Genomic DNA, 19,763 nt, shown 5'->3' with positions numbered 1-19,763 from the left:
CATGTCTACTGTCGACCGCGCCAAAGAAGCCTATGAACGTCATGCGCCAAATCTATTAGACTTATTGGCTTCTCATCGCTTGTCGAAAGATAGCTTGGATCTCCTACTCATTGCATTTAAAGATCAAGATCAACTGCAGGTTTATGCTAAAAGGAACAAAGACAGTCGATATCAAATCTTGAAGACATTCGATATCCTCAATCGATCCGGCGTACTAGGACCAAAGAAAGAAGAAGGCGATAAACAAGTACCGGAAGGTAAATACTATATCAATCGCTTTAATCCAAATAGCAAATACCATTTATCTTTAGGCCTAAACTTCCCGAATGCCTATGACATGGCGCAGGGATATACGGGATCAGATATCTTCATTCATGGAGGAATAGAAACAGTTGGTTGTCTCCCCATGGGTGATACAGCAATCGAAGAACTCTATACGCTTGCCTCCTTTGCAAAATCTGCTGGACAGATTCAGATACCCGTTTATATTTTTCCATTTCCACTATCGGATGAAAACCTGTCCATTTACGCTGCGCAGTATTCGCTAGAAACTGTATCGCGTTGGAAAGAGCTTCAAAGAATATTTCAAAAATTGATGGAATCAATCCGAAATGACTAGCGGATATCCAACCATTTCTTTTTTCCAAATGCCCTCTCTAAAGAATTCTATGGCCTCCTAAGGCTGATTGTCTGATTCCGTTCTTCCTATCTACATTTAATATGCTTGCATATTTTATTTATCAATTTACTAGCGTCTAACCCACTAATTTCCAATTAATTTCATTACCTTTAATAGGATACCCAATGCATCAAAATCATGGCATAGGCTATCTTAAACAACGATTATAAACATAAAAGCCTATTACGATGATAGAATCAGCAGGAAAACGCTTGCGTACTGCGATGGCTGAAGAAAAGCCCTTACAGATTGTCGGAGCCATCAATGCTAATCATGCCCTTTTAGCCGAACAATCCGGATTCAAAGCGATTTATCTTTCTGGAGGAGGAGTAGCTGCCGGCTCTTTAGGAATCCCCGATTTAGGAATTACCAATTTACAAGATGTCTTGATTGATGTGGAGAGAATTAGCAATGTCTGTTCTTTACCCCTACTCGTGGATATCGATACCGGCTTTGGTCCCTCTGCCTTCAATATTGCGCGTACCATTCGATCGCTAGATAAAGCTGGCGCGGCGGGCGTACATATTGAAGACCAAGTTGGGGCGAAACGTTGTGGACATCGTCCGGGCAAAGAACTTGTTTCATTAAACGAGATGGTTGACCGTGTTAAAGCAGCAGTAGATGCCCGAATAGATCCTCATTTTGTTATTGGAGCACGCACGGATGCTTTCGCCTCTGAGGGGCTTGAAAGAGCATTGGAGCGTGCGGTTGCTTATCAGGAAGCCGGTGCAGATTTCATCTTTGCAGAAGCTTTATCAGAAATCAAAGATTATCAGCGCTTCGCCGAAGCAACCGGTATTCCCATCCTTGCGAATATTACCGAATTTGGACAAACACCACTCTATACCGTCGATGAGCTACGTGAAGTACAGGTAGGAATTGTATTATACCCGCTATCAGCCTTTCGCGCAGCAAATAAAGCTGCACTCAATGTCTATCAACATATCCGAAAGGATGGCACACAACAAGCTGTAATCGACAGCATGCAAACTCGTGAAGAACTCTACCAAAGCATAGATTACTATGCTTATGAAAATCGACTTGATCAATTATTTAAAAACAAATAATATGAGTGAAGAGAACAGTACAGGTTTTAAGCCTAAGAAAAGTGTCGCCCTTTCGGGTGTTCCCGCAGGGAATACTGCTTTATGTACAGTCGGACGTTCGGGAAATGATCTACATTACAGAGGTTACGATATCTTAGATTTAGCCGATCAGGCAAGCTTCGAAGAGGTTGCTTATCTCCTAATCCATGAGAAACTCCCCAATAAAGAAGAACTCAAGCAGTATAAGCATAAACTAAAAGGTTTGCGAGGATTACCACATGCAGCGAAGGAAGCCTTGAAGCTAATCCCTAAAAAGGCACATCCTATGGATGTACTACGTACATATACTTCGATTTTGGGAACATTAGAACCCGAGCCGTTGGCACATGAAATTGAGAAGACTCGCGATATTATCGACCGATTAATGGCTAGCTTTCCTTCTGCGCTACTATTTTGGTATCACTTCTCCCATAATCATCGTGAAATTACGGTAGAAACCGATGACGACAGCATCGCTGCTCATTTCCTACATCTTCTGCACGGTCAGAAAGCTCCTGCATCCTGGGTTGAAGCCATGCAGATATCCTTGAACCTTTATGCCGAGCATGAATTTAATGCTTCGACATTTACGGCACGTGTTATCGCAGGAACTGGATCAGATATTTACTCCAGCATTACCGGTGCCATTGGTGCGCTTCGCGGTCCTAAGCATGGAGGCGCAAATGAAGTAGCCTTTGAAATACAAAAACGCTATAAGAATGCAGATGAGGCTGAAGCCGATATTAGAAATCGCCTTGCTGCCAAAGAAGTCATCATTGGTTTTGGGCATCCTGTCTACACTATTTCAGATCCTAGAAATGAAGTCATCAAAAGGGTCGCAAAGAAACTCTCCGAAGAGAAAGGAGAGACTACCCTCTTTGAGATTGCCGAACGATTAGAAACGCTTATGTGGAATGAAAAGAAGATGTTCCCGAACTTAGATTGGTTTTCTGCTGTTGCTTATCATATTATGGGGATTCCAACCGATATGTTTACCCCGCTCTTCGTCATGTCAAGAGTATCCGGATGGGGCGCTCACGTTATTGAACAGCGTCAGGACGGCAAGATTATTCGCCCAAGCGCTAACTACACAGGGCCAGAAAACTTAACCTTCGTACCTTTAGAAAACAGAAATTAATAACCTTAGTAAAAAGAATTTATATAGTATATGTCATCCTTTATTTCAAACAATCGACCTCAGCCTGATCAGGTACTAGTCGATATTGCCGATTACGTTTTAGAATATAAAATTACAAGTAGTCTCGCTCTTAAAACAGCACATTACTGCTTTCTAGACACTATAGGCTGTGGCTTCGAAGCCCTTACCTATCCTGCCTGCACAAAATTACTCGGTCCGATTGTTCCAGGCACTATTGTTCCTAACGGAGCCAAGGTTCCTGGTACTCCTTATCAATTAGACCCCATTCAAGCCGCTTTTAATATTGGTGCTATGGTACGCTGGCTAGACTTCAACGACACTTGGCTTGCCGCAGAATGGGGACATCCTTCAGATAACTTAGGTGGTATCCTAGCTGTTGCTGATTGGATTTCTAGAAATCGAATCGCCGAAGGGAAAGAGCCATTAACCATGGATAAGGTTTTAGAAGCAATGGTTATGGCGCATGAAATCCAAGGGGTTCTTGCCTTAGAAAACTCATTTAACAAGGTAGGTTTAGATCATGTTATCCTAGTGAAAGTTGCCTCTACAGCTGTTGTCGGCAAGTTAATCGGATTGAGCAAAGACGAATTGATCAACGCTATTTCATTAGCATTCGTCGATGGCCAGTCTCTAAGAACATATCGTCACGCGCCAAATACCGGAAGTAGAAAATCATGGGCTGCCGGCGACGCAACATCTAGAGCTGTAAGACTAGCCTTAATTGCTCAAAAAGGTGAAATGGGATACCCTTCTGTGTTAACCGCGCCGATATGGGGATTCTATGACGTATCCTTCAAAGGACAAGCTTTCAAATTCCAGCGTAGCTATGGTTCATACGTAATGGAGAACGTATTATTCAAAATCTCGTTCCCAGCGGAGTTCCACTCGCAAACCGCTGTAGAAGCAGCCATGACCCTACATGAACAATTAAAACAACTCGGAAAAACAGCCGCAGATATCAAGTCAATTAAAATCAGGACGCATGAGGCAGCTATTCGAATCATCGATAAAAAAGGTCCGCTACATAACCCTGCAGATCGGGATCACGCGATACAATACATGGTTGCCGTACCTTTAATCTTCGGACGCTTAACAGCTGCAGATTATGAAGACAATGTTGCTACAGACACTCGTATTGATGCCCTACGGGATAGAATCACTTGTCATGAAGACCCTCAGTTCACCGTAGATTACCATGACCCTGAGAAAAGATCAATCGCCAATGCGTTAACCTTAGAGCTCGAAGACGGTACTGTATTGCCTGAGGTAGTAGTTGAATACCCTATCGGACATAAGCGCCGCCGTGATGAAGGAATTCCGAAACTTATCGAAAAATATAAAATTAATATTGCGCGCGTATTCGCCGAAAAGCAACAAAAAACTGCAATCGAACATACGTTAGATTACGATACTTTCGTGAAATTGAAAGTGAATGAACTAGTGGATATGTATTGTTGATGAGATGTTAGATGTTATATTTTAGATATGAGATGTTAGATATTAGATGTGAGATATTAGATCTTAGATTTATTAATAAAAATGCGAAATTAGCAGCGTTTAGAGTTATTTTCGATGTCTTTAGTCTACTATTTTATAACTTAAATCATACGTCAAATATCTAATGTCTAATATCTAATGTCTCATATCTAAAATCTAATGTCTCCCATTTAAAATCTCCAAAAACACACTCAACTCAATACCATGTCCTATCGTATCTTTCAAATAGAAGCGATACAATAGTGAAAGTACCGCACAAATGATCAGTGCTGGCAGGAATGACTTTGTGCGATACTTCTCCCCTTTTGGATAATATAGTTTTTTTAGCAGATAAAATCCCAAGCATCCAATCGCTGGAATCAATAGAACAATAATTCCATTCCGTCGAAAATCCCAAGCATCACGAAGCTGAATCATATACGGCATCGAGAACCATTGAATTCCTGTGAAAACGATACCATACAAAATCGTTGGAATGATGGCTTGATATTTCTCCAGCTTTACAAAATTCCAAACTTGTAATCCTGTCGCAAATGGGAAACCGAAAATAAGGTTAAATACATAAACCAGGTAATCGCTATAGAGAGCTATACTTGAAGGATCATCCGTATAATACTCATCCTTAATCGTGCGGTAGTCTTGCAATTCTTCGACCTTTTCTTCTTCCTTTTTCTTATCGATTAGCGCTTGAACCGCAAGAATCTCTTCCTCCGTGAACACGCGGTTTCGAGATTGTAGAATCTCAAACGCAAGCTCAACAGCCTCGGAAACATATCGACTATCGGATGCAATATATCGCTCTAATTGTCGATCTGATAAACCTTGCAACACTCTCTTTTTTACCACATTGATTTATTTGAAGATTAAAAGTATAATATTTCCAGGAAATATAAAACAGATATAGTGATACCCAGCGGTATTGATTCTTGAAAAAGCAAAATAAGCGCCACCTCTATTCCAAGCTTGAATCCGACGAACTTCTAAATTCTCCTATCTGAAATCTAATATCTAAAAACTATCTTTGCAGCTGATTAAAAATAAGCTATAGTGGTTAACGTAAATAACATCTCGGTTTCCTTTGGTGGAACAACACTTTTCAGCGATGTATCATTCGCAATTAATGAGAATGATAAAATCGCCTTAATGGGTAAAAATGGTGCTGGAAAATCAACATTACTAAAGATTATTGCAGGTGTTGGGAAGCCAACGACAGGTGCGGTTACCGGTCCTAAAGACGCGGTGATTGCCTACTTACCACAGCACTTGTTGACGAAAGACAACATGACGGTTTTTGAGGAAACATCAAAAGCCTTCGACGAGGTATATAAAATGCGTGATGAGCTAGAAGAGCTGAATGAGCAGTTAAACATTCGTACAGACTACGAAACGGATGATTACATGAAGCTTATCGAACGCGTCTCGGAGCTTAGCGAAAAGTTCTATTCGATTGAAGAAACGAACTATGATGCAGAGGTAGAGAAGGTCTTGAAGGGATTAGGTTTTGAACGCTCAGACTTCACTCGTCAAACATCAGAATTTTCAGGCGGATGGCGGATGAGAATTGAGCTAGCGAAGATCTTATTGAAAAAACCAGATCTAATCCTACTCGATGAGCCAACAAACCACATGGATATTGAAAGTATTCAATGGTTAGAAGACTTCTTGTTAACCCAAGCCAAAGCCGTTATTGTTATCTCTCACGACCGTGCTTTTGTTGATAATATTACCAACCGCACAATCGAGGTGACGATGGGTAAGATCTACGATTACAAAGCGAAGTATAGTCATTATTTGGAACTTCGTAAAGAACGTAGACTGCATCAGTTGAAAGCATATGAAGAGCAACAGCGATTTATTGCCGACAATCAGGAGTTCATCGATCGTTTTAAAGGAACCTATTCAAAAACATTACAAGTACAATCTCGTGTAAAAATGTTGGAGAAACTAGAGGTTATCCAAATCGATGAGGTCGATAATTCAGCACTTCGTTTAAAGTTCCCTCCTTCTCCACGTTCAGGTACATACCCTGTTATCGTGGAAGACTTATGTAAATCATACGGCGATCATTTAGTATTCAAAGACGCTAACATGGTTATCGAACGTGGGCAAAAGGTAGCATTTGTTGGAAAAAATGGCGAAGGTAAGTCAACCATGATTAGAGCAATTATGGGAGAAATTGATATTGAAGGTACACTAAAAGTGGGTCACAACGCCAAGATTGGTTACTTCGCACAGAATCAAGCTGCACTCTTAGATGAAGAGATGACCGTTTTCGAAACGATTGACCAAATTGCTGTAGGTGATGTACGCGTAAAAATCAAAGATCTACTAGGCGCATTTATGTTCAGTGGCGACGATACAACCAAGAAGGTAAAAGTACTTTCAGGAGGTGAGAAAACACGCCTCGCAATGATTAAACTTCTATTAGAACCTGTGAATGTGTTGATCCTCGATGAGCCGACAAACCACTTGGATATGAAAACAAAGGACATTATCAAAGATGCACTTCAAGAATTCGATGGAACCCTAATATTAGTATCTCACGACCGTGATTTCTTAGACGGACTAGCAACTAAGGTATTTGAATTTGGAAACCAACGCGTTCGCGAGCATTTCGAAGATATCAAGGGCTTCCTAGAATACAAGAAAATGGCAAGTCTTAAAGAAATAGAAAAATAAAATGAAAGAACGTTTCAATTAGGTTCAGCATGTTACTGAGCCTAATTGATTCTTCCAATTTAACCTACTAGCACGAATCCATCGTTGCCTTTAAATCCTCAATCAATCTCGGACTGTAGTAATGACGGCCGCCAATACGTATAGGATTTAGCAAACCACTCCCAACCCACCGATAATAAGTACTTCGTCCTATTTTTAATAAACGCTGTACATCCTGCGCATCCAATAATATAAGTTCTGGATTCTCAATGTCTAAGGAACCTTGTTGCCGCGGAGTCCCATCTGGTAATTCATTTTGTGATTCGAAATGCAATATCAATAGCTTCAATATTTTGTCGACGGTGGCCTTCGTCTGCAAAAGAAGTGATTTCATAAGTATCCCTCCGGAGATAGAAATAGTGAACAGCCCTTGGATTCAATCATTAAAAATTGATTTATTCAAATCTAACTATTAACTAATTTACACAGTGCTATTAACTATTAAATAAACAATAGCATTTTGTTAGGGAATCATTGACTCTTGTCAGTGTTGAAGATTCGTTTGCCTCACCTTTATCCAACAGCCAAAATCAATACTTGAACATGCGCAATTCTCTTAATTTCTGATTCAGATAACCGAGTCTTAAAAACTCATCTCATCGCCTATTTTTACATATAAATTATCATTTCACCAGCTTTTTATTGCATTTTTGTAAGGTGTAAACGAAATGATTAGCAATGTTCTTAAAAAAAATTAAATCTACCTTAACCTTTGCCTTAGCGATCTCTGCTTTAGCGGCAACAGGACAAGAAATTGAAAAACCAAACATCTCGTCAAAAACAAGCTTCGCTATTGTTGTAGATAGGAAAACATACGATGCCGCAAAAGATGAAATTGCTGCATATAAGAAACTTGTAGAAAAGGATGGACTTGGCACCTATATTATTTATGCAAACTGGGAATCACCTGATAAGATTCGTGAAATTCTAAAAGACTTATATCAAAATAAAAAGTCTCCTTTAGAAGGAACCGTATTGATTGGAGATATCCCTATCCCGATGCTTCGCGATGCGCAGTTTATGACCTCGGCCTTGAAGATCAATCAAAATATACGTTGGGATAAATCATCAGTACCCTCTGACCGTTTCTACGATGACTTCGACTTGCAATTTGATTATTTAAAACAAGATACAGCGGCGTCTAGAAAGTTATTGCATTACTACTCCCTTAAAGCAGAATCACCACAATATCTAGAAATGGATATCTATTCTGCAAGGATTAAGCCTCCGGTTGCTGCAGGTGAAGATAAAATTCAAAAAATTAAAGACTACTTAAAACGCTTAGTAGCTCTACGTGGCAAAGAATACCCATTAGATGATATGATTGCATCTTACGGGCATGGCTACAACTCCAATGCTGTAAACTCAATCACAGGGGAAGCATTGGCCTTAAAAGCACAGATGCCGCAGCTCTTCAAACCAGGAGGATCTGTGAAGTTCTTAAACTTCAGAAACGCTGATTTCATGAAGTTCAATCTATTGTCGGAACTAAAGCGAAACGATATTGATTTCGCATATATGACTGGACACGGAACTGCAACGCTACAACTGTTAAACGGTTACCCTTACGTATCCAGTCCACAGCCTTCTATGGAGAATGTCGGACGATACCTACGCTCAAAAGTTAGAAATGCAAAAGAAGATGGCCGAGACGTACAAAAAACAATCGACGGATTTAAAACTTCGTTAGGCGTATCAGACAAGTGGTTTGCTGATGCTTTCGATCCAAAATCCATCGAAGCAGACTCCATCTATAACATCAATCTAGATGTACAAATGGACGACCTGAAAGACGCCGGTATCAAATCTAAAGTCGTTTATCTAAACAGTTGTTTAACCGGTTCTTTCCAACTCGATAATTACATTGCTGGATACTACCCTTTCTCCAATAATGAGAATATTGCAGCCATTGCTAATTCTGTAGGTGTACTTCAAGATTTATGGCCGACCGAAATGATGGGCTTATTAACAAACGGATACCGTATTGGAAATTGGCTAAAACATATCGCTTATTTAGAAACGCATATTCATGGAGACCCAACATTCCACTATGCGTCTTCGAAAGCAAAAGAATTGAATGAGGCGGCAACATTAAACAAGTCGGCGAGCTATTGGAAAAAAGTACTCCAAGAAAATGACGCCGATTTACAATCCTTAGCGCTGAACAAACTGACTAATATTCTTCCCGAAAAAGAGGTTTCCCCACTTTTAAAGGAATACTATTTCAACTCCGCTTTTGAGCCTACACGCATGCAAGCATTTCAGTTATTACGTCGATTTGAAAATAAAGAGTACCAGGAAGTATTACATGCCGCCAAAGGTGACTCATATGAATACATCCGTCGTCGTGCAATTTATGACTTGACAGACTATGGATCCGATGATTTCTCAAAAGATTTAATTGAGTTCTATATCAATGACCCGCATTCTGAGCGTATCGCTTATCGTGCTCGTTGGGCTCTTCAGTTTATGAACCCTGATCTAGCGAAGCAACATGTTAATGAATTAATTCGTAACAATCCGGCGATTGCAGGTCGTGAAGAATTAGCAAACAAACTCGACAAAGACTTGGATTACTATAAATCAAAATCCGAGGAACTATTAAAAGCACTGCAAAATCCAGAGCTTTCTGAAAAGGAAAAACTAAGTGAAATCAAGTCCTTACGACTATATAGACATCACCGTGTAGTACCTGCGGTTATTGATTTAGCCAAAGACAATAAAAATTCAGAGAACGTAAGAACAAATGCATTAGAAGCTTTAGGATGGTTTACCCTTTCTTACCAGCGAGAAGCAATTGTGGAAGGTTGCGAAAGTATTATCGCTTCCGATGCGCCTGCCGCAGTAAAGAATGAAGCCTTGAAGACAAAAAACAGAATCCATGCAGCATCGCACAAGATCTAATTGGACATACAAAAGATAGCCTTTTATAGGCATAAAAAAGCCGGTCACTATGCTATTAGTGACCGGCTTTTCTAATTCTTTATCTTTAGTGTTTATGATCTAAAGGAGGCGTAATCATAATATGCGCTTTATAAGTTCCTTCATCCATCAACCAAGGCATACCTATATTATTTCCCTTATTTGCCATACCGTAATCAGCCGCTTTAGCGAAAGGAACATAAATTACATAACGACGTTTTGCTTCTGCAATCTCACCAGTTTCTGCATTTAACTTATCCGCATCTCCCCAGTATCCATAAAGCATACTTGGTGTCTGTGGAATCGATAACTTACCAGCCTTAAATTCTGCCTCACGAATTTCATCACGTTGTTTGCGCTTTCCGTCCGCTGTCAATTCACGACCTCTAGCCATAAACGGCTCTAAGCTCTCTGGGTAACAGTAGGCATAATAAACCGACATCCGATAATCCGGTGCCAAGCAAATAAAACCGTTTGAACCCTCGCGTAGGGTCACAAATTTACCCTCAGGGCTGTAACCTAATACTTTTGCAGCATCTCGGAATTCCGCAGGTGCCGCCTGTGTAGCAATCTTTATTTGAACCTCTGCAGGTAAAACTGCTCTAGGCTTTACCTCTTTCGTCTGTTGGGCTTGGGCATTTAGCGCCATCGCTGCAAGCAGCATGACAAAACTCATTAATTTTTTCATCTTCTATTCTTTTATAATCCTTTGCTAATACTACAAATATAAAGCCTTATTTCTGTTAAAATGTCGCTCCAACACTAAAATTAAATGATTTGCGATCTTTAAATGTGTAAGAATCGGTCTTTAAAATTCCGAGATTGCCTTTTACAAACAGCTGCACGTTCGAACTTGCTCGCAATTGCTGTGCATAGTAAATTGGAACTTCAAATTGTTGATAGTCGGCTTTGTAATACTGATAATTGCGAGTCTCCAAATCAGTGACTGTTATAGTTTCAGCATCCGAACCGCTGTAATCGTAAGCTCCAGATAGATTCTTATTTAAATTCACTTTCAAACCGATTGATAGCTGAGACTTTAAAGCTGTTGATAAATTAAACAATTTATGGGCTTCTAGACCATAAAGAAGATTCTCAGCAAACATACGCGAAGCCGGAATTAAGTACCGATCGTCCATTTTAGAATAACCCACACGCGCCGAAGCTTTCCAATTGTAGGCATCGCCTGATTTGCGTAGTAATTCATATTTTCCAGAAAAAGCCTTTCGCTCGTAAGTGGAGCGAACACTCTGGAAGCGGGTGTAGTAGCCTTCACTATCTATCCCACTGACAAACTCATTTATATATTCAATTCCTTTGCTCTTCGAAGTCAAAAAGTCCGCACGAAAACCGTGTAAATACAAGTCACTTCCTTTTTGCAACTGTAGACTTCCATCCCACTCCTTTTTCAAAATAGAACCTCCAGGCCGTGCATTGGTAAACGATATCTCTGCATCTTCAGCCAGTACGGTATAATTCGCTTGCAATAAAACCTTAACTGGACCCTGATACTGATATTGTAAACCACCGCCTAGGGCATCGCCAAGGTAATTCGTAGTACGTCCTGATCCTAGGTAATTAATCGAATTCCCTAAACCTAACAAAGCATAATATGGCTGCGATTCATAGTCTATCGCATTACTGTTATTCGATTCTTCTTTATAATTCTTATAAAAGAAATTTGCACCCAAGTGATTTTGCTCATCAATAGAATATATAACACTAGGTTGTAAATCGAGCTGATAGTATTTATTAACGGTTCTAATATCACGTTGTTTAGCCCCAGAGGATGCCTTGTAATTTCCCGACACACCAATGTGCCATTTCTCCCCGAGCGTGGCACTGGAAGCCTTAAAACCTATTGCATAATGCTGATTCAACCAATCTGACGAATTCGTATCGGCATAGGCATAAGGCATCCCACGGAATGGGTCAATTAGCGAAGTATTATATTCCGCATCTTCAATTCTATTTCTAGAATATTTAAAATATCCCTGTACATAGGAGTTCTTTAAATAAAGATTACCACGTGTATATAGATTTAAATCGCTCAATGTTTCCCCTGTTTGTGGACGACGGAAATTGCCAGTTGTTTTCGAGTAGCCTCCAGCCACACTAGAATGTTGCTTTGGCTGATCTAAGGTTAAGCCGGCAGCATTATGACTATGCTCCCACTGTAAGTATTCGATCTCTTGCTCTTGCTCAATAATAGATTGCGTTCCTTCCTGCGCTGATGCTGGTACTGTCCAAGCGAAACAGGCTGAAAGGGTAAGTACTTGATATATTTTTTTCATCGGATAGCTAAGCTTAATTATTTTGCACTGGACCAACTTGGAATTCCTTCCCCAAAAAAGCGAAATTGTGGAGTAACCAAACGTTCAAAATCTTCTGTACTGTTGTTTGTATCTTGCAGAATAGGCAATCCCGCCGCGTTCTTTCCTGAGGTTTTACGACGTACCCCTTTGGAGTTATAACTCGCGCCAACATAGGTCATCCCGGCATCTAAAACGGAGGCAACACGCTTGGCGGTAATCATATTCTCATTTTGTCCACATTCAACAGCATCCATCACAAAATCCAACGGTATCTTCGCGTAAAGTGTTGCCGACGTTGTCGCTAGATTACGCGTCTGCAAGGCTTTATTGCCTACAGGATCGTAAGCTTTACCTTCCGGGATCCTGAAAATTACGTATGCACCCCCCATAACGGAAGTCAAGTATTGCGGCAAGCTTCCCTTTCCCGCTAAACCATTATAAAAAACATGCTGCATATCAGCCGCTGGTTGATCCGGGAAGTTCGCATTGTTCATATTAAATTCAAATTCCGACGTCGAACAATCGATTGGCGATTTAGGATTATACTGCGCCAATTTATGATTCGCAGCAAACTGTGCAATACTAAAAGATTCTCCAGGCGCTAAAGGATACTCCCTTCCACTTCCTGGAATTTTCCAAATACGCTCCGCGTAAACATATTGACCCGCATCTTCTTCAGGCCATACCGGAAGATTCGTTGTCGCAGCACCTGGAACCAAATTCGCAAAATGAAGACCATCTAAGTAAACCGTTTCATCCGAGTTATTGATGATTTCATAAAACTGATTTCTAAAGTAAAATGGCTCCGTACCAGCATAAAACAACTCACTAAAAGCTAATGGTCCTACAGACGCACCATTAACATCTATGCTAATCGATTCACTATCTTTAACGACTAGATAGTTCACCTTACTACCGTTCAAATAATAAGTCTTCCCATCCTGCTCGACATTACCTGTAATATTTATCGAATATGTACCGGGAATTAATTTTTCAATTCGATTAACGCCTTCAGTCATCGTATGCTCGATGCGATAACCCTCCGAAAAGTTTTCCAATACTATCTTAAGACCTTCTGTGGTTTGAATACCTGCGGAAGCAGGATTTGCTGTAACATTTAAACTCATGTAAGCAATGTCGTCCGTATCTAGACCATTGTCAATGCGGCTGCAAGCACTACTAATACTTGCCGCTGCGACAAGGCCGAATAAAGTATATTTAATTTTCATTATAGACATTATTTAATAATAAGAGCGAGATTTAATCCAAAGAAGTATGGATTATTGGAATTTCGACTGATATATTCTGATTTCACACGATCTGAACGATGGTTAGGATAAGACCTAAACATATTGTTCGCGAAGAACGAAACACGCATAATATCCCGAATTTCCTTGGTAATATTAATATTGAAATTCATGAAAGCAGGTAAGCTTTCTTTCAACTCTTCCGGACGACTGACTTTACGAACAATGTTTTTAAATTCGGCTTCATCCTTCTTACTCGGGTCGAAATCATAAACTTGTCCGTCGTATTTACTAATGTAACTTAATGGAATCGAGTCATTTCCATAAACCTTCCAATTCGTATCGTTCCAAATAGTCTCTGCCGTTAAAGTAATAGCAAGTCCAATCGACGGAATATTGTGAGTCGCACGAATCGACGTACTTGCTGCTTTATGATAGTTCACCTCCATGTCCGGAGCATAAAGTCCAACATGTGTTCTGTTGGTTGCCCCTAAACCACTCTCACTGTCATAGTAGGTATAATTCGATGAGAACGCTTTACGCCATAAATACATACCATTTATGCTAAACTGGGTCCGAATCGCGTCAATACGCTTTAAGTGAAGCTCCATCTCCACCCCTTTCTTTTCTAAGCGGTTGGTATTGTTCGGCATGAAATATTTCGATAAGATCGGATTGTGTGTTCCTACCAAATCAGCGTTCGCATTCGCTCGCTTGTATTCTATATAATCGACGCTTTGAAAAGAATTAGGCAAATAGCTGTAACTGTATCCATCGATTAATTGCTCTTGAAAACCAGTTACACGTAACTGCGATTTGCCAAGTTGCAAATCAAAACCCAGCTCCGATTTCTTATTTTTCGCAATCTTCAAATCACTATTTTCAGTGTCGAAGACGCGCGTCGTAGTGATAAACAATTGCTGATCCGCGGGAATTGTGGACGCCAATTCATTGATGTTTACATACTCAAAGTACGCGCGCTCAGGATGTAAATAGGTTAAGCTCGGCGCCTTTGCTAATAATCCGTAGCCCCCACGAAGAGTTAACACATTCGGTATCAATTCGAAATTTGCATTAATACGTGGTGATAAGGCCGAATGGCCGCCACTAAATAAGTCATAACGAATACCTGCTTCAATATTCAGATCGTGCGCGCCAAAATGGGCAGTAAAATTCTCTTGCGCAAACAAACCGAATTGTTGAAGTCCGGGAACCTCGCGGAATGTACGCTTTCTAGTTGTCGAATTAGGAACCTGCGAGTTCCTAATCGGGGGTAGTGAGTCGACAAATTGCTTTCCATCCCCAAAATTCTTATCGTACTTAAAATCAGCACCAATAACCCATTTATGTTGTGTATTCCCGACCTTATTAAAGAACGACGCCATCGCTTTTGCAAAGCCCGAAAACTCACGTCCATCAATACCATACTCACCAACATAGGTAGCAGGTAAATAAACCGCATATAAGCTTTCCTCGCCAGCAGGGATATTTGTTATTTGATTTCCATCTGCATCGTAAATCGCTTGCCCAGGCCTGTTCGATAATACAGCTCCGTCAGTATAGGTCATGGAATATGGCGCTGTCGCATTCGTATATTGTGACTTTAAATACGAATCCTTATGCTGATAATTACCACTTAACGTGTAACGTATATTTTTCAACCATTTGTCAGTAAAAGACAGTGTACCATTGGTATTCAGGTTAAAGCCAACTTCCTTACCGGATGTTTCAAGAAATGTACGTTCGTCGTCAGGGTTCTGCTTACGCGTCGATTTACCAAAATTAAACGCTAATGCGGTATTTGTAGAAAGACGATTATTCAATAATCCTCGGCTATATAACGTATTAAATGTCGCTCGTTGATAAAAAACATTGCCTTCTTCAGGCTTAGTGACATTATAACTATAATCAGCACCTAAATTTAAAGCGCCTTTTGATTCTGCTAATTGAATCCCTTGATTTGCCATAAAAGAATACAAATTGGGATTCGTTCTCGCTTCAATGGTTAAAGGTTGCTTTCCCGCCTTTTGGTTAACAATCACAGCACCCGAAGCAACATCGCCATATTCAACGGAAGGAATACCGCGAATAACCTCAACGGACTCGATATTTTGAATAGGAATATTACGTACATCAATTCCACCAGCGGCAGAAGCGCCCCCTGACATCGAGGAATTTAATCCTACGCCTACAGGATTCATGACTTGCATATTCGCGTTGTTCGAAGTCGGTGCCCCATTGACAATAATTGATGTACCGAAGGCATTGAAATTATCAGAGCTCGCGCCAACAATTTGACGAATGTTGATTTGTTTTGAATTCGTTAAATCCGGATTCGACGCCCGCGCTCCGGGCATTAAGCTCATCACATCCGCTAAGCTATTCGCCTGCAAATGCTCAATCGCTGCCCGGCCGATAACGGAACTCGTTGCCGCATTTTTTGAAGAGGCCTCCGCAGTAACGCCAACCTCATCCAACCTAAACGAGTTGTCTCGAAAAACCAATTGAATCTGCTGATTATCAATTAGATTTATAGCCGTATCTAGCGATACCTTCCCAACAAATTGTCCGTGTAAAGCGATCTTTCCGGTCGGAAGATCCTTAAATTCAAATTTCCCAGAACCATCAGTCGATAAACTAATGCCCATATTTTGAATGCTGAGTGTCGCTTGTCGTAAAGGAACAAGTCTGCCGTTCACCGTTTCATAAGCAGTCCCTGTTAGTGTTGCTCGTTTCTCCTGTGCGGAAAGTGGATGGTATAAGAATATGCTTAAGCAAGTCCCGATGATTCCGAACGTAATGGTATTAAATTTCATCTGCAATAATGCGAGTATAAATTAATAATAGAGGTGAGAGATGGTAGATAAATAGAAGCTCTCACTGTTTCAGGTGCAAATATACCTGTTTAGAATCTTTCTAAACAAAAAAAGATCAAATTATATGGGAATAATAGACATTAGATCCAAAACTTAAGACCAAACACGTAGATCGATCCCTTTAAATCGTATTAAAATCAGATCGACTAGCGTTAAATTGCTTATACTTAAATAGCTGATCGAAATAGAGCGAAAGGGCGCCCTATTGTGTATTTTGTATATCTCCTTTCAACGAATGACAGCTTTGCGTTTATTTCCGAAACAGTTAGGGGTTTACCAACGCTAATAGCATAAAACATAGGTGAATTGAGAATTGATAAGCACCCAAGGGTTGAGCTCCGAAGAATGCCCCTAGTATCTACGCAAAATATAGCAAGCCAAAACCGAATATCCACGAAGCATACAGATCCTAGAATTTACAAATAAATCCAAAGGATAAATTCAATACACATACATCTAACGTCTTATATCTAAGGTCTAAAATCTAAAGTTTAAAATCTATACTCCATCAGTCCCTCCTCTACATCTTCTTCTTGAAATCTAAATCCTAGTTTCTCGATAAGACGTATGGATCGATGGTTGGAAGGCATCACTAATGCCAGCAATTGGATATGGGGAGTAGCATTGCGGAGAGCCTCTAAATAGGTTGAAACGGCTTCATAGGCATATCCTTTACCGTTTTGTTCGGGAAGAAAAGCGAATCCAACGTCGGGATGTTGATAGGTATCTCGGTAGAGCAGAGTCACGACGCCAATAGGTTCGAAATCAGCTTTATTACGGACAACATGGTAATAGAAATTGTCCTTTTTCAAGATCCAGTGGATATAAGCTAAGGCATCTTCGAGCTCATGAACTTCCTTATCCCCAATAAATTGGATCCAGCCCTCTGTATTTAGCAACTTGAGGATAAAGGCGGAGTCGTACATATCTAATGGACGAATATCTAATCTTTCGGTCTGTAAATTGATAAACATAGCTAGAGATAAGATTAAATTACGGAAAGAATTCCATAAAATAAAAACGCTAATAATAGAACTTAAGTTGTCAATTGCCTCTCTTTTCGACCGAAAGAAATACTAATTCTCCTTCCAGAGCCCACGTCCGTTTTCTCTTGCCTCTCGTTGTGCGGCCAGTAAAAGCTCCTGATGCTTTACATTTGGAGGGATTGTCATCGTCATCGCGTGACCTTTACGGAGCATAAGTTCATTTAAGAAAGTGCCATCTTCCAAAAAGACATAGGCTAGTGTTCTTCCATAGCGATCGAGAGAGTCAACATCAAATTTTAGTGAAACACTTGGACTCTTACTCAACACTTCAGTTAAATAAGCTTTAGACACAGCACCGTAAGGATGCTTCTTCTTGTTAAACACGGTCTTGGTTTCAGGAGCGTCAATTCCGATTAATCGGATCTTCATGCGCGTACTGTCAGCACGAATTGCCCAGAAGGTGTCACCATCTATATAACTCGCAACACGAACAAACTCGCCTAGCTCCTCTTGCTGCTGAGGAAAATCAGAAGCGACTTGAACATACTGCTGAAATCCCTGAATAGATTCACAAGCACATAAAGAACAGAAAAGAAGAAGGCTAATTAAAAAAGTACGCATCACAAAAAATATATTTTCATCACCCAAATTGGTTGAGGCTGCCAAAAGTAAGGCTTTTTATAAGATTAGAAAATGATTTGTGACCCTATATTTTAGCGATTGTCATCATTTCGGTTCGCGAATATCTAACACATCCCTTATTTTTGTAAAAAACAAAGAGATGAGCGAAGGAAATACTAGAGCGAATATAAAGCCCGGCATGATCGTTAATATTATTCTGAAAAAAGATCAACGCAGTGGGAATCTGACCGAAGGTGAAGTAAAAGATATTCTTACCTCTTCGCCTTATCATAGTCGAGGTATCAAAGTTCGACTGACAGACGGTTCTGTCGGTCGTGTCGCAGAAATTGTCGAAGACGACTTTTAATTGGCACTTTTACAGTGTAAACATCTTAAGAATAGCTTTTTAACAAAGTCCTGACAAATAAAACCGCCTTTCTCCTTTTTAATGGCTATGTTTGCCATTTTTGGCCTATTCGCTAGAATTTGAATCGGCTAGGATCTAAGTTTTATTATCATGATTGCAGATTTGAAGGAGAAGGAAATTAAGGATATTTACCGAACTTCCATTATTCAGCAGACCGCTTACTGGTCAAAAGTTAAATTACTTCAAGGCGTCGAAACAGCGGCGTTTAACTTTAAGATTGACAAGGCAGATTTGCCAAATCAAACGCCCGATACAGAATCTTTCTTAATCGGTGACCTGTTGATTGTTATTCAGAAGTTGGATGCAGAGCATTGCATCGCTTACGTTCCTTATGGACCGGAAGTTGAACCTGTAGAAGATATGCAGGGTTACTTTTTGGAACAGCTTTCTGAAGCCCTTCGAACTTACCTTCCAAAACAATGCATCATGATTCGCTATGACTTGTCATGGCAATCCTTATGGGCCAATGAAGACGATTGTTATGACTTACACGGCAATTGGCTAGGGGCTCCAGACAAGCGTTTACAAGAAATTAGACTCAACTATAGCACTAATCATTGGAATCTTCGAAAGGCAAATACCGACATCCTCCCTTCCAACACCATTATGATGGATTTGAAGAAAGATACGGATACCTTATTAGCGAATATGAAGCCGAAGACACGCTATAATATCAACTTAGCGGGCAGAAAAGACGTTAAGATTCGGTCCCTCGACCTCGATAGTCTTGATATTTGGTATGAGCTCTATAGGCAGACTGCTCAGCGCAATAACTTCTTTCTGCATGATATTAATTATTTTCGGATCGTCCTAACGGCACGTGCTAACGACACACAATCGCCAGCCGATGTATATTTACTTATTGCGGAGGTTAACGACAAGCCTTTAGCTGCGATGTTCTTAGTGGTCACTGGTACGCGGGGAACCTATCTATATGGCGCTTCAGCAACAGAAAATAGAAACTATATGGCGACCTACGCCTTGCAATGGAAAGCAATGCAGATTGCAAAAGAAAAAGGCTGTACAGAATATGACTTCTTTGGCATTTCGCCGCAAGCTGATCCTGCCCATCCTATGTATGGACTCTATCGCTTCAAATCGGGATTTGGAGGCCAAATTTACCATCGTATGGGATGTTGGGACTATCCACTCGATCAAGAAAAGTATGCAATTTATGCATCAATGGAATTTAAGAATCAAAGCTATCACTTAAGCTAAAATCTATAAAAGA

16 protein-coding genes are annotated in these 19,763 nt (G+C 40.3%); 8 read left to right on the top strand and 8 right to left on the bottom strand.

Features of this window, described 5'->3' with window-relative positions; all coding sequences use genetic code 11:
- Position 1 precedes the first annotated feature (1 nt).
- The 4 genes from GFH32_RS08155 to GFH32_RS08140 all read left to right on the top strand — a co-directional run bounded on the left by GFH32_RS08155 (position 2) and on the right by GFH32_RS08140 (position 4,381).
- Positions 2-619: a L,D-transpeptidase family protein gene (locus GFH32_RS08155; protein ID WP_153511000.1), complete on the top strand. Its 618-nt coding sequence runs from the start codon at positions 2-4 to the stop codon at positions 617-619.
- A 248-nt stretch (positions 620-867) separates the two neighbouring features.
- Positions 868-1,746 carry a methylisocitrate lyase gene (gene prpB, locus GFH32_RS08150; protein ID WP_153510998.1) on the top strand — a complete coding sequence of 293 codons (879 nt, stop codon included), beginning with the start codon at positions 868-870 and terminating at the stop codon, positions 1,744-1,746.
- 1 nt (position 1,747) lies between these two features.
- A complete protein-coding gene (prpC, locus tag GFH32_RS08145) occupies positions 1,748-2,902 on the top strand; it encodes a bifunctional 2-methylcitrate synthase/citrate synthase (RefSeq protein WP_153510996.1) in 1,155 nt (384 codons plus the stop codon).
- 30 nt (positions 2,903-2,932) lie between these two features.
- Positions 2,933-4,381 carry a bifunctional 2-methylcitrate dehydratase/aconitate hydratase gene (locus GFH32_RS08140; protein WP_153510994.1) on the top strand — a complete coding sequence of 483 codons (1,449 nt, stop codon included), beginning with the start codon at positions 2,933-2,935 and terminating at the stop codon, positions 4,379-4,381.
- Positions 4,382-4,576: 195 nt separating this feature from the next.
- Here GFH32_RS08140 and GFH32_RS08135 read toward each other — a convergent pair whose 3' ends face one another.
- A complete protein-coding gene (locus GFH32_RS08135; RefSeq protein WP_153510992.1) occupies positions 4,577-5,266 on the bottom strand; it encodes a hypothetical protein in 690 nt (229 codons plus the stop codon).
- A gap of 201 nt (positions 5,267-5,467) precedes the next feature.
- Between GFH32_RS08135 and GFH32_RS08130 the strand changes: the two genes are divergently transcribed.
- Complete coding sequence (locus GFH32_RS08130) at positions 5,468-7,099, top strand: ABC-F family ATP-binding cassette domain-containing protein (protein ID WP_153510990.1); 1,632 nt, start codon at positions 5,468-5,470, stop codon at positions 7,097-7,099.
- Between the two features lie 67 nt (positions 7,100-7,166).
- On the opposite strand, the gene GFH32_RS08125 is transcribed toward GFH32_RS08130, so the two are convergent.
- A complete protein-coding gene (locus GFH32_RS08125; protein WP_153510988.1) occupies positions 7,167-7,472 on the bottom strand; it encodes a helix-turn-helix domain-containing protein in 306 nt (101 codons plus the stop codon).
- Between the two features lie 344 nt (positions 7,473-7,816).
- Between GFH32_RS08125 and GFH32_RS08120 the strand changes: the two genes are divergently transcribed.
- Complete coding sequence (locus GFH32_RS08120) at positions 7,817-10,042, top strand: HEAT repeat domain-containing protein (RefSeq protein WP_153510986.1); 2,226 nt, start codon at positions 7,817-7,819, stop codon at positions 10,040-10,042.
- Between the two features lie 85 nt (positions 10,043-10,127).
- On the opposite strand, the gene GFH32_RS08115 is transcribed toward GFH32_RS08120, so the two are convergent.
- The 6 genes from GFH32_RS08115 to GFH32_RS08090 all read right to left on the bottom strand — a co-directional run bounded on the left by GFH32_RS08115 (position 10,128) and on the right by GFH32_RS08090 (position 18,105).
- Entirely contained in the window at positions 10,128-10,748 is a 621-nt protein-coding gene (locus GFH32_RS08115; protein WP_153510984.1) for a hypothetical protein, read from the bottom strand.
- 55 nt (positions 10,749-10,803) lie between these two features.
- Positions 10,804-12,354 (bottom strand): DUF6850 family outer membrane beta-barrel protein, encoded by a 1,551-nt coding sequence (locus tag GFH32_RS08110; protein WP_153510981.1) that lies wholly within the window; start codon positions 12,352-12,354, stop codon positions 10,804-10,806.
- 17 nt (positions 12,355-12,371) lie between these two features.
- Complete coding sequence (locus GFH32_RS08105; RefSeq protein ID WP_153510979.1) at positions 12,372-13,604, bottom strand: DUF4876 domain-containing protein; 1,233 nt, start codon at positions 13,602-13,604, stop codon at positions 12,372-12,374.
- Between the two features lie 8 nt (positions 13,605-13,612).
- On the bottom strand, positions 13,613-16,438 hold the full coding sequence (locus GFH32_RS08100; protein ID WP_153510977.1) for a TonB-dependent receptor: 2,826 nt from the start codon (positions 16,436-16,438) through the stop codon (positions 13,613-13,615).
- A 551-nt stretch (positions 16,439-16,989) separates the two neighbouring features.
- Entirely contained in the window at positions 16,990-17,472 is a 483-nt protein-coding gene (locus tag GFH32_RS08095; protein ID WP_153510974.1) for a GNAT family N-acetyltransferase, read from the bottom strand.
- A 102-nt stretch (positions 17,473-17,574) separates the two neighbouring features.
- Positions 17,575-18,105, bottom strand: a complete 531-nt coding sequence (locus GFH32_RS08090) for a thermonuclease family protein (RefSeq protein WP_153510973.1) — start codon at positions 18,103-18,105, stop codon at positions 17,575-17,577.
- Between the two features lie 160 nt (positions 18,106-18,265).
- On the opposite strand from GFH32_RS08090, the gene GFH32_RS08085 reads away from it, so the two are divergent.
- Positions 18,266-18,472 (top strand): YwbE family protein, encoded by a 207-nt coding sequence (locus GFH32_RS08085; RefSeq protein ID WP_153510971.1) that lies wholly within the window; start codon positions 18,266-18,268, stop codon positions 18,470-18,472.
- Between the two features lie 150 nt (positions 18,473-18,622).
- Positions 18,623-19,750 carry a lipid II:glycine glycyltransferase FemX gene (locus tag GFH32_RS08080; RefSeq protein ID WP_153510969.1) on the top strand — a complete coding sequence of 376 codons (1,128 nt, stop codon included), beginning with the start codon at positions 18,623-18,625 and terminating at the stop codon, positions 19,748-19,750.
- The last annotated feature ends 13 nt before the right edge of the window (positions 19,751-19,763 follow it).

Source organism: Sphingobacteruim zhuxiongii, assembly GCF_009557615.1.
Taxonomy (GTDB): Bacteria; Bacteroidota; Bacteroidia; order Sphingobacteriales; family Sphingobacteriaceae; genus Sphingobacterium; species Sphingobacterium zhuxiongii.
Note: the sequence above shows the minus strand (reverse complement) of the source record. Positions and strands in the feature narration are given on the sequence as shown.

Excerpts from the sequence above, each read along its gene's own strand:
- GFH32_RS08105 (WP_153510979.1), bottom strand. The coding sequence starts at position 13,604 with ATGAAAATTAAATATACTTTATTCGGCCTTGTCGCAGCGGCAAGTATT.
- GFH32_RS08085 (WP_153510971.1), top strand. The coding sequence starts at position 18,266 with ATGAGCGAAGGAAATACTAGAGCGAATATAAAGCCCGGCATGATCGTT.
- GFH32_RS08080 (WP_153510969.1), top strand. The coding sequence starts at position 18,623 with ATGATTGCAGATTTGAAGGAGAAGGAAATTAAGGATATTTACCGAACT.
- GFH32_RS08140 (WP_153510994.1), top strand. The coding sequence starts at position 2,933 with ATGTCATCCTTTATTTCAAACAATCGACCTCAGCCTGATCAGGTACTA.
- GFH32_RS08155 (WP_153511000.1), top strand. The coding sequence starts at position 2 with ATGTCTACTGTCGACCGCGCCAAAGAAGCCTATGAACGTCATGCGCCA.
- GFH32_RS08110 (WP_153510981.1), bottom strand. The coding sequence starts at position 12,354 with ATGAAAAAAATATATCAAGTACTTACCCTTTCAGCCTGTTTCGCTTGG.
- prpB (WP_153510998.1), top strand. The coding sequence starts at position 868 with ATGATAGAATCAGCAGGAAAACGCTTGCGTACTGCGATGGCTGAAGAA.
- GFH32_RS08125 (WP_153510988.1), bottom strand. The coding sequence starts at position 7,472 with ATGAAATCACTTCTTTTGCAGACGAAGGCCACCGTCGACAAAATATTG.
- prpC (WP_153510996.1), top strand. The coding sequence starts at position 1,748 with ATGAGTGAAGAGAACAGTACAGGTTTTAAGCCTAAGAAAAGTGTCGCC.
- GFH32_RS08090 (WP_153510973.1), bottom strand. The coding sequence starts at position 18,105 with ATGCGTACTTTTTTAATTAGCCTTCTTCTTTTCTGTTCTTTATGTGCT.
- GFH32_RS08100 (WP_153510977.1), bottom strand. The coding sequence starts at position 16,438 with ATGAAATTTAATACCATTACGTTCGGAATCATCGGGACTTGCTTAAGC.
- GFH32_RS08115 (WP_153510984.1), bottom strand. The coding sequence starts at position 10,748 with ATGAAAAAATTAATGAGTTTTGTCATGCTGCTTGCAGCGATGGCGCTA.
- GFH32_RS08120 (WP_153510986.1), top strand. The coding sequence starts at position 7,817 with ATGTTCTTAAAAAAAATTAAATCTACCTTAACCTTTGCCTTAGCGATC.
- GFH32_RS08095 (WP_153510974.1), bottom strand. The coding sequence starts at position 17,472 with ATGTTTATCAATTTACAGACCGAAAGATTAGATATTCGTCCATTAGAT.